At 69.8% G+C, this 13,425-nt stretch carries 10 protein-coding genes; 8 read left to right on the top strand and 2 right to left on the bottom strand.

The features are described 5' to 3' along the window. Positions 1–35: 35 nt before the first annotated feature. The 3 genes from KZC52_RS04415 to KZC52_RS04405 are packed head-to-tail and all read left to right on the top strand — an operon-like array spanning position 36 to position 2,288. The gene (locus KZC52_RS04415; RefSeq protein ID WP_281731228.1) at positions 36–698 is read left to right on the top strand and encodes a sigma-70 family RNA polymerase sigma factor; all 663 of its coding nucleotides are present in this window, start codon (positions 36–38) and stop codon (positions 696–698) included. Then, complete coding sequence (locus KZC52_RS04410) at positions 695–940, top strand: anti-sigma factor family protein (RefSeq protein WP_247622847.1); 246 nt, start codon at positions 695–697, stop codon at positions 938–940. The genes KZC52_RS04415 and KZC52_RS04410 overlap by 4 nt, the downstream gene beginning before the upstream one ends. 43 nt (positions 941–983) lie before the next feature. Beyond that, positions 984–2,288, top strand: a complete 1,305-nt coding sequence (locus KZC52_RS04405) for a GNAT family N-acetyltransferase (protein ID WP_247622846.1) — start codon at positions 984–986, stop codon at positions 2,286–2,288. A 66-nt stretch (positions 2,289–2,354) separates the two neighbouring features. On the opposite strand, the gene KZC52_RS04400 is transcribed toward KZC52_RS04405, so the two are convergent. Continuing rightward, the gene (locus KZC52_RS04400) at positions 2,355–6,041 is read right to left on the bottom strand and encodes a multifunctional oxoglutarate decarboxylase/oxoglutarate dehydrogenase thiamine pyrophosphate-binding subunit/dihydrolipoyllysine-residue succinyltransferase subunit (protein ID WP_247622845.1); all 3,687 of its coding nucleotides are present in this window, start codon (positions 6,039–6,041) and stop codon (positions 2,355–2,357) included. Positions 6,042–6,199: 158 nt separating this feature from the next. Here KZC52_RS04400 and guaB1 point away from each other — a divergent pair, with 158 nt between their 5' ends. From guaB1 to KZC52_RS04385, 3 genes are all read left to right on the top strand, one after another. After that, positions 6,200–7,654 carry a GMP reductase gene (gene guaB1 / locus KZC52_RS04395; RefSeq protein WP_247622844.1) on the top strand — a complete coding sequence of 485 codons (1,455 nt, stop codon included), beginning with the start codon at positions 6,200–6,202 and terminating at the stop codon, positions 7,652–7,654. Between the two features lie 128 nt (positions 7,655–7,782). Continuing rightward, on the top strand, positions 7,783–9,099 hold the full coding sequence (locus KZC52_RS04390) for a hemolysin family protein (protein ID WP_247622843.1): 1,317 nt from the start codon (positions 7,783–7,785) through the stop codon (positions 9,097–9,099). Next, complete coding sequence (locus KZC52_RS04385) at positions 9,096–10,157, top strand: hemolysin family protein (protein WP_247622842.1); 1,062 nt, start codon at positions 9,096–9,098, stop codon at positions 10,155–10,157. Before KZC52_RS04390 ends, KZC52_RS04385 begins: the two co-directional genes overlap by 4 nt. A gap of 72 nt (positions 10,158–10,229) precedes the next feature. On the opposite strand, the gene KZC52_RS04380 is transcribed toward KZC52_RS04385, so the two are convergent. Further along, positions 10,230–11,297, bottom strand: a complete 1,068-nt coding sequence (locus KZC52_RS04380) for an NADH:flavin oxidoreductase/NADH oxidase (protein ID WP_247622841.1) — start codon at positions 11,295–11,297, stop codon at positions 10,230–10,232. A gap of 56 nt (positions 11,298–11,353) precedes the next feature. Between KZC52_RS04380 and KZC52_RS04375 the strand changes: the two genes are divergently transcribed. Together KZC52_RS04375 and KZC52_RS04370 are read left to right on the top strand one after the other, a co-directional pair. Further along, positions 11,354–12,187, top strand: a complete 834-nt coding sequence (locus KZC52_RS04375; RefSeq protein WP_247622840.1) for an ADP-dependent NAD(P)H-hydrate dehydratase — start codon at positions 11,354–11,356, stop codon at positions 12,185–12,187. After that, complete coding sequence (locus KZC52_RS04370) at positions 12,184–13,422, top strand: glycosyltransferase family protein (RefSeq protein ID WP_247622839.1); 1,239 nt, start codon at positions 12,184–12,186, stop codon at positions 13,420–13,422. The genes KZC52_RS04375 and KZC52_RS04370 overlap by 4 nt, the downstream gene beginning before the upstream one ends. Positions 13,423–13,425 lie beyond the last annotated feature (3 nt).

Genomic DNA, 13,425 nt, shown 5'->3' with positions numbered 1-13,425 from the left:
TGAACGGCGGCGTACCCGCCGAGGAGGAGAGCAGGATGCTGGCGACCTTGGAGCGTGGGTCGGTGGACATCAGCGGCCTAGACTGGCCCGTGATGGATGACACCGCAACCGCAGCGACCTCGAGCGACTCTCAGCGTGAGTTCGAGGAACAGGCGATCCCGTTCATGGATCAGCTGTACGCCGCCGCCATGCGCATGACGCGCAATCCCGCTGACGCCGCCGACCTCGTGCAGGAGACGTTCGTGAAAGCGTACGGCTCGTGGGCGACCTTCTCGCAGGGGACGAACCTCAAAGCGTGGTTGTACCGGATCCTCACGAACACGTACATCAACATCTACCGCAAGAAGCAGCGCGAGCCGTTCCAGGGCACGATCGACGAGCTCGAGGACTGGCAGCTGGGCGGCGCGGAATCGACGACCGCGTCGCACAGCAGGTCTGCGGAGGCCGAGGCGATCGATCACATGCCGGCGTCCGTCGTGAAGGACGCCCTGCAGGCGGTCCCCGAGGACTTCCGGTTGGCGGTGTACCTCGCGGATGTCGAGGGCTTCGCCTACCAGGAGATCGCCGACATCATGAAGACCCCCATCGGCACCGTGATGAGCCGTCTGCACCGTGGCAGACGGATGCTGCGGGAGCTGCTGGCAGATTACGCCGCGGAGCGGGGCATCGCCGCGGCTGAGAAGAGGAGCGGGAAATGAGCGACTGCGGTTGCGACAAAGCGCGTCAGGATCTGGAGGAGTACCTCCGCAACGAGGTGTGCAAGACCGAGCACACCGAGATCCGAGAGCACCTCGAGAACTGCCCGTCGTGCCGCGATGAGGTCCTCGTGGCGAAGACGCTCACCGAGGTCATCGCGCGCGCCTGCAAGGAGACCGCTCCCGAGGAGCTGCGTGATCAGGTGTTCGCCCGCCTGCGTGAGGCGCAGGCCGCGCAGCACTGACATCTCGGGCTCCGATGTCGTCAGCCACCCGTAGGGTGGAGGCATGACGCTCATCGACGCCCGCGACATTCCCGCCGACGCGACTTCCCGCGACCGACTGAACGGTTCGGGTCTCGATTATCGCGTGGTCGATCTGAGTGACGACGCGGCCGCGACGCCCTTCCTCCGCGCGGTCGGCCGCGGATTCCTCGGTGAGGAGTCGACCCCCGAGGCGCTCGCCCACAGCCGGCAGACCGTTTCGCAGCGTCGGACGACCGGGGTCTTCGAGACCGACGCGGCCTCCGGCGACCTCCCGGTCGCGACCATCGACTCGTGGGTGACGCCCTTGACGGTGCCCGGGGGAGCGGAGATCGGGATGTGGGCGATCAGTGGAGTGACCGTCGCCGCCACGCATCGGCGTCGGGGCATCGCGCGTTCCCTCCTCGAGGGCGAGCTGCGCGCCGCCCACGGCGCGGGGATCGCGATCGCCGGGCTCACGGTGTCGGAGGCCACCATCTACGGCCGCTACGGCTTCGGGTCGGCGTTGCCGGCCGTGCGCTTCACCGTCGACACCCGGCGGGCGGGATGGGGCGGGCACGAACCGTCCGGACGCCTGGAGTACCGCGAGCGCGCGCAGCTCGTCGACGATCTCGCGACGGTCCACGAACGGGCCCGTCGCACGCGCGCCGGCCGCATCGCCGGGTGGGCGGGGCGATGGGAGCAGTTCGCCGGTACCGCCCCGGGCGAGACCGATCGCGACAAGGTGCGCGGTGTGCGCCACGTCGATGCCGACGGCGAGACCCGCGGTGTGCTCGTATACACGGTGACCGATCGCAGCGGCAGCTTCCGATTCGGCCTGAACGTGCGGATGCTGGTGGCCGAGACCGCGGATGCCCGTGCAGCGCTGTGGCGGTTCGCCCTGCAGCACGACCTCGTCGACGAGGTCACGGCCGACCTGCAGACGGCGGATGACCCGCTGCCGTGGCTGGTGGCCGATCAGCGTGGCGTCACGCAGGAGGTGCACGACCACGGCTGGCTGCGAGTGCTGGATGTCGCTCGAGCACTGAGCGCGCGGAAGTATTCGGTTCCGGTCGATCTGGTGCTCCGCATCCACGACCCCCTCGGCTTCGCTGCGGGGGACTGGCGACTCCACGTCGACGTCTCGGGCGTGGCGACCGTCGAAGCGGCGGAATCCGCCGCACCGGATGCCGTCCTCGGCGTCGCCGCTCTGTCGTCGCTGTACGCGGGGGCGGTGCGCGCGACCGCGCTCGCCGGAGCGGGCCTCATCGATGCCGAGGCATCCGTCGTCGACCTCCTCGACCGTGCCTTCTTCACGTCTCCCGCGCCCTCGCTCGACATCTGGTACTGATCGCGCGGAGCGTACGCAGAAGGGCCCCCGACCGGAGTCGGGGGCCCTTCTGCGTACGAGTGAACGTCAGGCCGTGGTCAGCGCCTCGCGCAGGAGCGTGGCCTGCTCGGCGGCGTGCACCTTCGACGACCCGGTCGCGGGCGATGCCGACGCGGCGCGAGCGACGGGTCGGAATGCGCGGTCCCCGGGAACGTCCGCGAACGCGAGTGCCAGGAACGGCCAGGCGCCCTGGTTCTCCGGCTCCTCCTGCACCCACACGAGCTCGGCGTTCGGGTACGAGTCGGTGATGGCCTTGAGCTCGTCGATCGGCGTCGGGTAGAGCTGCTCGAGACGCACGAGCGCCACCTCGGGGTTCGGGTTCTTCTCGAGCTCGGCGCGCAGATCCCAGTGGACCTTGCCCGAGTGCACGAGCACGCGCTTGACGGCGTTGCGGTCGAGAGCGCGGTCGTCGTCGATCACCGGCTCGAAGCGCCCCTGCGTGAACGCCTCGACGGGGCTGGTCGCGCCGCGCAGACGCAGCATGGCCTTCGGTGTGAAGACGATCAGTGGCTTGCGCGGACGGGCGTAGGCCTGACGGCGCAGCAGGTGGAAGTACGAGGCCGGCGTCGACGGACGTGCGACGATCATGTTCTCCTGGGCGCAGAGCTGCAGGAACCGTTCGATGCGTGCCGACGAGTGGTCGGGCCCCTGGCCCTCGTAGCCGTGGGGGAGCAGCAGCGTGACGCTGGACTGCTGGCCCCACTTCTGCTCGGCGGCCGAGATGTACTCGTCGATCACGGACTGGGCGCCGTTGACGAAGTCGCCGAACTGCGCCTCCCAGAGGACGAGGGCCTCGGGGGCCTCGACCGAGTAGCCGTACTCGAATCCGAGCGCCGCGTACTCGCTGAGCAGGGAGTCGTAGACGAAGAAGCGGCCCTGGGCGTCGGAGAGGTTGGAGAGCGGCAGCCACTCCTGGCCGTTCGCACGGTCGTGGAGGGTGGCGTGGCGCTGGACGAACGTTCCGCGGCGCGCATCCTGACCCGCGAGACGCACCGGGGTGCCTTCGACGAGGAGCGATCCGAACGCGAGCAGCTCGCCGAAGCCCCAGTCGATGCCGCCGTTGCGGCTCATGTCGAGGCGCTTCTCGAGCAGCTGCTGGATCTTCGGGTGCACGGTGAAGCCCTCGGGCTTGTTCACGAACGCATCGCCGATGAGCTGGATGACCTCACCCGCGACACCGGTGACATCCGGTGCGCCGACCTGGCCGTCGACCGGCGGCAGCTCGGGCGCGATCGGGGTGGCCCCGGTCTCGGCGGCATGCGTCTCGGCGAACGCGATCTCGAGCCGGTTCTGGAAGTCGGCCTTGGCCTCGTCGTACTCCTGCTCGGTGATGTCACCGCGACCGACGAGCGACTCGGTGTACAGACGGCGCACGGAACGCTTGGCCTGGATCAGGTCGGTCATCAGAGGCTGCGTCATCGAGGGGTCGTCGCCCTCGTTGTGACCGCGACGGCGGTAGCAGACGAGGTCGATCACGACATCGCGGTGGAAGCGCTCGCGGTACTCGAAGGCGAGCTGCGCGACGTGGATCACGGCTTCGGGGTCGTCGCCGTTCACGTGGAAGACCGGCGCCTGGATGGTCTTCGCGACATCCGTGGCGTACACCGAGGTGCGGCCGTCGTTCGGGGTCGTGGTGAAGCCCACCTGGTTGTTCACCACGACGTGGATCGTGCCACCGGTGCGGTAACCGCGCAGCTGCGACATCTGCAGGGTCTCGACGACGACGCCCTGACCGGCGAAGGCCGCGTCGCCGTGCACGAGGATCGGCAGCCAGGCGAACGTGCCGATCGGCTTGCGGTCCTGCTTCGCGCGGACGATGCCCTCGAGCACGCCGTCGACGGTCTCGAGGTGCGAGGGGTTGGCGGCGAGGTAGACCGGGAGCTCCGATCCGTCGTCGGCCACGAAGGTGCCCTCGGTGCCGAGGTGGTACTTCACGTCACCGGAGCCGCGCTGGTTGCCCGGGGTCTGGGTGCCCTCGAACTCCTGGAACACCTGGCCGTAGGTCTTGCCGGCGATGTTCGTGAGCACGTTGAGGCGGCCGCGGTGCGCCATACCGATGGCGGCGCCCTCGAGGCCGGCGGTCGCGGCACCCTGGAGGATCTCGTCGAGCAGCGGGACGAGCGACTCGCCGCCCTCGAGCGAGAAGCGCTTCTGGCCGACGAACTTCGTCTGCAGGAAGGTCTCGAACGCCTCGGCCTCGTTGAGCTTGCGGAGGACCCGCAGCTGCTCGTCGTGGCCGGGCTTCTGGTACTTGACCTCGACCTTCTCCTGGAACCAGCGGCGCTGCTCCGGGTCCTGGATGTGCATGTACTCGATGCCGAGCGTGCGGCAGTACGAGTCGCGCAGGACTCCGAGGATGTCACGCAGCTTCGCGACGCGACGTCCGCCGAAGCCGCCGGTGACGAACTCGCGGTCGAGGTCCCAGAAGGTGAGCCCGTGGCTCTCGATCTCGAGGTCGGGGTGCGAGCGCTGGCGGTACTCGAGGGGATCGATGTCGGCCATGAGGTGGCCGCGGACGCGGAAGGAGTTGATGAGCTCCTGCACGCGGGACTGCTTGTCGACGCGCTCGGCGAGGTCGACGGCGATGTCGGGGTTCCAGTGGATCGGCGCGTACGGGATGCGCAGCGCCGCGAAGATGTCGTCGTAGAAGCCGCGCTGCCCGATGAGGAGCTCGTGCACCTTCTTGAGGAACTCGCCCGATCCCGCGCCCTGGATGACGCGGTGGTCGTAGGTGCTGGTGAGCGTGATCGTCTTGCCGATCGCCAGCTCGTTGAGCGTCTTCTCGCTCGCGCCCTGGAACTCGGCCGGGTACTCGAGGGCCCCGGCGCCGATGATGCAGCCCTGGCCCTTCATCAGACGCGGGACGGAGTGCACCGTGCCGATGCCGCCCGGGTTCGTGAGCGAGACCGTCGTGCCCTGGAAGTCGCCGGCAGTGAGCTTGTTGTTGCGCGCGCGGGTGACCAGGTCTTCGTAGGCCGAGAGGTACTCGGTGAAGGTCATGGTGTCGGCGCGCTTGATGCTCGGCACCATGAGGGCGCGCGTGCCGTCGGGCTTCGGCAGATCGATCGCGATGCCGAGGTTGACGTGCGCGGGGGCGACGACGGAGGGCTTGCCGTCGACCTCGGCGTAGAACACGTTCTGGCTGCGGAACTCGTCGAGCGTGCGGATGAGCGCCCAGCCGATGAGGTGGGTGAAGCTGATCTTTCCGCCTCGGGTGCGCGCCATGTGGTTGTTGATGACGATGCGGTTGTCGATCATCAGCTTGGCGGGGATGGTGCGGACGCTCGTCGCGGTGGGGACGGTGAGCGACTCGTCCATGTTGGCCGCGAGGGTCTTGGGCATGCCTCGGAGGACGGTGACCTTGTCTTCCTCGGCCTCGTCCGCGGGGGCCGGGGACGGGTCCTTGGCGGCGGGCTTGGGCGCCTGCGCCGGGATCGGAGCCGCCGCTGCCGGCTTCGCCGTCGTGCGCGCCACGGGCTGCGATCCGATCACGGGGATCGGAGCCGTCACCGGGTGGGCGGGCTGCTCGGCCGCCGGGCTGCTGGCGGGGGCCGTCGCACCGGCGTTCTCGGAGTGGTACTTCTCGAGGATCGGCCACCATTCCTTGTCGACGGAATCGCGGTTCACCTTGAACTGCTCGTAGAGCTCTTCGACGAGCCAGGAATTGGCTCCGAACCCCCCGTCGCCCCCGACGCCGGTCACCTGGTTCGACACGCTCGATCGCCCTCTTTCATCGCTGAAGATTCACAGTGCTCGCGGGACGCAGGATGCGCCCAGGTCCGCACACTCTCGATCGACAAGCCTAACGTGTTTCCCGGTGCGAATCTTCGACGCCATGCCCAGGGAGTGCTCGATCTCGATACCGTGGAGTCATGGAGTTCTCAGGTGCGCAGCCGACCGTCGATCTGACCTATTCCGACGTGTTCCTCGTGCCGCGACGATCGTCGGTCACCAGCCGGCTCCAGGTCGACCTGGCGCCGCAGGACGGCACGCCCGCGACCCTGCCTCTCGTGGCGTCGAACATGAACTCCGTGACCGGGCCGCGCCTGGCCGCGGTGATGGCGCGACGCGGAGGTCTCGGGGTACTGCCGCAGGACATGCCCCTCCAGGATCTCGACGCGGCGATCCGCGATGTGAAGGCGCAGCCGGTGCTGTGGGACACGGCTCTCGTCCTGCCGCCCCACGCATCGGTCGCCGACGCCCTCCGGCTCCTTCCCGCCGCGCCGGGGCACGGGATCGTGGTCGCGCACGGTGCCGCGCCGATCGGCGTCGAGGACATCCTCGGCATCCTTCCCGCGAATCGGCTCGCGACCGCTCTGCCGGACGCGCAACTGGGCGACCTCGTGCATCGGGGGACGCCGTCGATCGACGCCGACGACATCGGATCCGAACGGCACGCCTTCGACGTGATCACCGAGGCCGGTGCCGAGATGGTCACGGTCGTGCATCACGGGCATCTCGTCGGGACTCTGAGCGCGCGCAGCGCCCTGCGCTCCATCCTCTACCGCCCCGCGCTCGATGCCGACGGGCGGCTCACCGTCGCCGCGGCGGTGGGGATCAACGGCGACGTCGCCGCGAAGGCGACCGCGCTCGCGGGTGCCGGGGTCGACGTGCTCGTGCTCGACACGGCGCACGGCCATCAGGACGGGATGCTGCGCGCCCTGCGCACCGTGTCTGATCTGAACCTCGGGCTTCCCCTCGTCGCCGGGAACATCGTGACCTCCGACGGCGTGCACGATCTCGTGGATGCCGGTGCCTCGATCCTCAAGGTCGGCGTCGGCCCGGGCGCGATGTGCACGACCCGCATGATGACCGCGGTCGGCCGCCCCCAGTTCTCGGCGGTGCTCGAGACGGCTCAGGCGGCCCGCGAACTCGGTGCGCACGTCTGGGCGGACGGAGGGGTCCGGTACCCGCGCGACGTCGCCCTGGCGCTCGCCGCGGGCGCGGCATCCGTGATGATCGGCTCCTGGTTCGCCGGGACGATCGAGGCTCCGGGCGAGTTGCAGCGCGACGCCGAGGGGCGCATCTTCAAGGAGTCCTGGGGGATGGCGTCGACCAAAGCGGTGCAGGCCCGCTTCGGCAGGCTCGACGCCTACGAGCGGGCGCGCAAGGAACTCTTCGCCGAGGGCATCTCTTCGTCGAAGATCTACCTCGATCCGCTGCGGCCGGGCGTCGAGGACCTGCTCGACATGATCACCTCGGGCGTGCGCTCGTCGTTCACCTACGCCGGAGCATCCTCCGTCCCGGAGTTCCACGATCGCGCGCTCGTGGGTCTGCAGTCGGCCGCGGGTTACGAAGAGGGCAAGGCGCTGCCGGTGAGCTGGTAGCGGAATCGCGCGCGGGTGACGCGACCGCGCGCGAGCGCATTCGGTAGAATCGTCCACACTATGGACGACCCTCCCAGTTGCAGTAGATCGCCCCACCGTCCCCCTCTCCCACCGGAGAGGAACCTCTGATGGACTACGTCATGTTGGGCGTGGGGCTCCTGCTCACGATCGGCACCGGTCTGTTCGTCGCGAGCGAGTTCGCACTGGTCAATCTCGACCGCGCGGATCTCGAAGCGCGACAGGCGCGTGGTGAATCCCGACTCGCCCTCACGATCGGTGCTCTCAAGCACACCTCGACGCATCTCTCGTCAGCCCAGCTCGGCATCACGCTCACGACGCTGCTGACCGGTTACACGATGGAGCCGGCGCTGTCGAACCTGCTGCGGCCGACGCTCGTCGCCTGGCACATTCCGGAGCCTGCCGTCGCGCCCATCGCCACCGTCGTCGCGATGTTCGTCGCCACGGTGCTGTCGATGATCCTGGGCGAACTCGTGCCCAAGAACTTCGCGCTCGCGCTGCCGCGCGCCACCGCCAAGCTCGTGGTTCCGTTCCAGGTCGCTTTCACCACCGTTTTCAAGCCCGCGGTCGTCGTGCTCAACGGCAGCGCCAACGGCGTCCTGCGCAGCATGGGCATCGAGCCGAAGGAAGAACTCTCCGGGGCGCGCAGCGCCGAGGAGCTCTCCTCGCTCGTGCGCCGATCGGCGAGCGCCGGTGTGCTCGAAGCCGACACCGCGACCCTGCTCGACCGCACCCTGACGTTCTCGCGCCTCACGGCGGCGGACGTCATGACCGCACGCCCGAGCATGCACGCGATCGCGGCCGGGGATTCGGCGGACGACGTCATCCAGCTCGCCCGTCGCACGGGGCACAGCCGGTTCCCCGTGTACGACGACGATCTCGACGACATCATGGGGGTCGTGCACCTGAAGGCGGCGATCTCGGTGCCGCGCGACCGTCGCACCGAAGTGCCGGTCGGCGCGCTCGCGACCGACCCCCTGCGCGTTCCCGAGACCGTGCACATCGACGGTCTCATCTCCGAGCTCCGTGCCCGGGGCTACCAACTCGCGGTCGTCGTCGACGAGTACGGCGGGACCGCCGGTCTCGTCACCCTCGAGGATCTCGTCGAGGAGATCGTCGGCGAGGTGTCGGATGAGCACGATCGCACGCGCGCCGGCGTGATCCGCGGGCGCGACGGCCTCACCTTCCCGGGCGAACTGCGCCCGGACGAGCTGCGCAGCCGCGCCGGGATCGACGTCCCGGAGGGCGATGTGTACGACACGGTCGGCGGCTACGTGATGAGCGTCCTCGAGCGCGTCCCCGCGGTCGGCGACGAGGTGTCGCTCGACAGCGGCATGCTGCAGGTGGTCCGCATGGACGGCCGCCGGGTGGACCGCATCCGCTTCGTTCCGAGACCCGTCGATGCGGATGAGGAGGTGACCCGATGAGCGATTGGGGAGGACTCGCCTGGCTCGTCGTGCTGCTGGTCGCGAACGCTTTCTTCGTCGGCGCGGAGTTCGCGGTGATCTCGGCACGCCGCTCGCAGATCGAGCCGCGTGCCGAACAGGGATCGCGCGCCGCGAAGACGGCGTTGTACGCCATGGAGCACGCGACGCTCATGCTCGCGACCTCGCAGCTGGGCATCACCATCTGCTCGCTCCTGATCCTGAACGTCTCGGAACCCGCGATCCACCATCTGCTGGCCGTGCCGCTGCACGCGCTCGGGTGGCCCGACGGCGCCGTCGATGCGGTCTCGTTCACCATCGCCCTGCTGATCGTGTCGTTCCTGCACGTGGTGTTCGGCGAGATGGTTCCCAAGAACCTCGCTTTCTCGGTGCCGGACCGCGCCGTGCTGATCCTCGCGACCCCGCTCGTGTGGGTGTCGAAGGTGTTCATGCCGGTGATCTGGCTGCTCAACGCGGCCGCCAACGGTGTGCTGCGCCTCTTCCGCGTCGAGCCCAAGAACGAGGCGGCTTCGACGTTCACGCTCGAGGAGGTCGCGACGATCGTCGACCAGTCGCGCCGCGAAGGGGTGCTCACCGACACCGCGGGGACCGTCGCCGCCGCGGTCGAGTTCACCGACAAGAAGGCGCGCGATGTCGCGGTCCCGCTGGGCGACCTCGTCACGCTGCCGGCCACGACGACCCCCGACGACATCGAGAAGGCGGTCGCACGGTACGGGTTCTCCCGCTACGTGATCGTCGACACCGAGGGCGCGCCGATCGGCTACGTGCACCTCAAGGACATCCTCCGAGCCTCGGATGGCCCGGATGCCGAGGTGAAGATGGTCGAGCCGCTTCCCGCCAAGCGCATCCACCACATGGTGCCGGTGCAGGAGGACACCGACCTCGAGGACGCCCTCGCGGTCATGCGCCGCGCCGGCCGTCACCTGGCCAAGGTGCGCGATGCCCGGGGCGAGACCACGGCCGTGCTCTTCCTGGAGGACATCCTCGAGGAGCTGGTCGGAGAGGTGCAGGACGCGACGCGTCGCGTCCGCGGGCACTGATCATGCACACGAAGGCCGCCGACCCGATCACGGGTCGGCGGCCTTCGTCGTGCGCGGATCGGCCGCGGGGCTTCAGCGCCAGCGCGCGCGGTCGTACTGCGGGGGCCAGGCGACGTCGACACCGAGATCGTGCGCGGCGCGCAGGCCGAAGTGCGGGTCGCGCAGCCACTCGCGTCCCGCGAAGATCGCATCGGCGGCGCCGTCGGAGAGCACCCGCTCCGCCTGCTCGGCGGCGGTGATCAGACCGACCGCCGAGACCGGGATGCGACCGCCCTGGCGGACGGTCTCGGCCAGCGGCACCTGGTAACCCGGGAACACGCTGATCTGCTGGTGGGCGACGAGACCCCCGCTGGAGACGTCGATGAGGTCCGCGCCGTGCGTGGTCGCCCATTCCCCGACCTGCGTCGCCTCGTCGGCGGTGAATCCGCCCTCGGCGTGATCGGTGGCCGAGATGCGCACGAACACGGGAACTCCGGGACCCGCGACGTCGCGCACCGCATCGAGGATGCGCAGCAGGAGGCGGGCGCGGTTCTCGAGCGAGCCGCCGTAGTCGTCATCACGCCGGTTCGACAGCGGCGAGAGGAACTGGTGCACGAGATAGCCGTGGGCACCGTGGATCTCGAGCACGTCGAACCCGGCGTCGAGCGCGCGACGGGCCGCATCGGCGAAGCCGGAGACGACGCGTTCGATTCCCTCGGCATCGAGGGCCTCGGGCTCGGCGAATCCCTCGAACGCGAGGGCGGACGGCGCGGTCGTCGTCCAGCCGCCGTCGGCGACCGGAACAGATCCGCGCAGCTCCGCCCAGGGCCACCAGGTCGAAGCCTTGCGGCCGGCGTGGGCGAGCTGGATGCCCGCGAGCGAGCCGCGCTCGTGGATCGCCCGGACGATCGGCACCCACGCATCGCGCTGCTCGTCGTTCCAGAGTCCGACGTCGCGCGGTGAGATGCGGCCCTCGGGAACCACGGCGGTCGCCTCCGCGACGATCAGACCGGCGCCGCCGGAGGCGAACTGCGCCAGATGCGTGTGATGCCACTCCTGCACCACACCGTCGATCGCGCTGTACATGCACATCGGTGACACCCAGAGACGGTTGGGGAACTCGACGGAACGGATGCTCAGGGGAGAGAAGAGAATGCTCACCGTTCGACGCTACCGCCGCTCGCACGGCCCGAGGGCCGTCGCACTAACGTGGAGTCATGGTCGAGGTTCGCGAGTGGTCCCGCAGCGATACGGCGCGGTTGTTCCGGGTGCCGTCAGCCGACGACGACAAGTACTCGCGCGGTGTCGTGGCACTGCGCACCGGCTCTGCGGCGTACCCCGGCGCGGCGGTGCTGGGCGTCGAGGCCGCGTGGCGCGCCGGCGCAGGGTTCGTGCGCTTCGTCGGCGACGGCCGGGTGTCGGACGCCGTGCTCGCTCGTCGTCCCGAAACGGTGACGGGGAGCGATGTCGGGCGCACGCGGGTGGACGCCTGGGTGATCGGGTCGGGGACGGATGCCGCGCATCGCAGCGCCGACGAAGAAGCGGCGCTGCGCGACCTGCTGACCGGGAGCACCCGAGTCGTGGTCGACGCCGGAGCACTCGACCTCGTCGACCGCCCGACCGCTCCTGTGCTGCTGACGCCCCACGCGGGGGAGTTCTCGAAACTGCGTGCGCGCCTGCGTCTGGCCTCTGCCGAGGAAGATCGCGCCGGCGGCGCCGCCGAGGTCGCTCGTGCGCTCGGCGTCACCGTGCTGCTGAAGGGCGCACGCACACTGATCGCGACGCCCGACGGCGGAGCGATCGCCGTCGCGGCGGGGACCGGCTGGCTCGCCACGGCGGGCACGGGCGATGTGCTGGGCGGAGTGCTCGGTGCGGTGCTCGCCGCGAACCCCGGTGCTCCGCTGGAAGAGGCGGCCGCCGCGGGAGCGTGGCTGCACGGCTACGCCGCACGGATCGCCTCCGGGAGCGCGAACGGTGAGGCGGGGCATCCGATCGTCGCGTCGGACGTCGCGCAGGCCCTGCCGCGCGCGATCGCGGACGTGCTGGCGTGAAGCAGGGCGCGGAACGACTCATCGCGCTCTGGGTCGTCTTCGTCGCGATCCATGCCCTGACCGCGTGGCTGGGGTGGGTCTACCCGAGCCAGCCGATGGGCGATGTGGTGCTCGTCTACGAACCCTGGGCGACGGCGGCGGTGAGCGGCGGACCGATCGTCGGGATCACCGAGACCTGGGTGTACCCGCAGCTCGCCCTCGCGCCGATCCTCCTGGTGAAGGCGATGGCGGTGCCGTTCGTCGGACTCCTCGGTGTCTCCGGGGCATACCTCGTCGCCTGGGCGATCCTCGTGACCGCTCTCGACGCGCTCGCCTTCGCCGTGCTGCTCGGGCGCTCGCCGTCGGCACCGCGTCGCACCGCCGCATGGTTCTGGAGCGCCGCCCTGCTGCTGCTGGGGCCGATCGCGCTATACCGGCTGGATGCCGTCACCCTGCCGATCGTCGTGATCGCCGGTCTCTGGCTCGTCTCGCGCCCCGCGCTCGCCGCAGCCCTCCTGACGATCGGCGCATGGATCAAGATCTGGCCCGGAGCGGTGCTGCTCGCGGCACTGATCGCCGGGCGCCGTCGGCTGCGCATGATCGTCGCGGCTCTGGTGGTGACGACGGCCGTCATCGCCGGTCTGCTGCTGCTCGGAGCGCACGAGCATCTCTTCGGCTTCCTCACCGAGCAGGGCGGACGCGGTCTGCAGATCGAGGCGGTCGCGGCGACGCCTTTCCTGTGGGCGGTCCCCGGCGGATCCGCGGGCATCGAGTACAGCTTCGACATCCTCACGTTCCAGGTCGCCGCCCCGGGTGCCGACGTCGTCGCCGCGGCGCTCTCCGGAGTCATGGTCGCGGTGGTCGCCGGCATCCTCGCGCTCGCGGGTTGGAAGGCGATGCGCGGGGCCGCGTTCGCCCGGCTGCTCCCACCGCTCGCGCTCTCGCTCGTGGCGGCGCTCATCGTGACCAACAAGGTCGGCTCCCCGCAGTTCCAGGTCTGGCTGATCGCGCCCGTGATCCTCTGGCTCGTGTTCGACCGGGCGAGGGCGGTCCTGCCCGCGGTCGTGGTGCTCGCGCTCTGCGTCCTCACCTGCCTCGTCTATCCGCTCGGCTACGACGCGCTGCTGCAGGGACAGGTACTGCCGATCGTGGTGCTGTCGGTGCGCAACCTCCTGCTCGTCGTCCTCCTCGTGATCGGCATCCGCGCCGTCGCGCGCACGCCCGCCGACGGTAGGGACCGACGCCGGAGCCTATGATGC

It is taken from the genome of Microbacterium galbinum, from assembly GCF_023091225.1.
Lineage (GTDB): Bacteria > Actinomycetota > Actinomycetes > Actinomycetales > Microbacteriaceae > Microbacterium > Microbacterium galbinum.
The sequence above is the reverse complement of the archived record's forward strand: the minus strand, read 5'-3'. Positions and strand labels throughout refer to the sequence as shown.

Excerpts from the sequence above, each read along its gene's own strand:
- KZC52_RS04415 (WP_281731228.1), top strand. The coding sequence starts at position 36 with ATGCTGGCGACCTTGGAGCGTGGGTCGGTGGACATCAGCGGCCTAGAC.
- KZC52_RS04410 (WP_247622847.1), top strand. The coding sequence starts at position 695 with ATGAGCGACTGCGGTTGCGACAAAGCGCGTCAGGATCTGGAGGAGTAC.
- KZC52_RS04405 (WP_247622846.1), top strand. The coding sequence starts at position 984 with ATGACGCTCATCGACGCCCGCGACATTCCCGCCGACGCGACTTCCCGC.
- guaB1 (WP_247622844.1), top strand. The coding sequence starts at position 6,200 with ATGGAGTTCTCAGGTGCGCAGCCGACCGTCGATCTGACCTATTCCGAC.
- KZC52_RS04390 (WP_247622843.1), top strand. The coding sequence starts at position 7,783 with ATGGACTACGTCATGTTGGGCGTGGGGCTCCTGCTCACGATCGGCACC.
- KZC52_RS04385 (WP_247622842.1), top strand. The coding sequence starts at position 9,096 with ATGAGCGATTGGGGAGGACTCGCCTGGCTCGTCGTGCTGCTGGTCGCG.
- KZC52_RS04375 (WP_247622840.1), top strand. The coding sequence starts at position 11,354 with ATGGTCGAGGTTCGCGAGTGGTCCCGCAGCGATACGGCGCGGTTGTTC.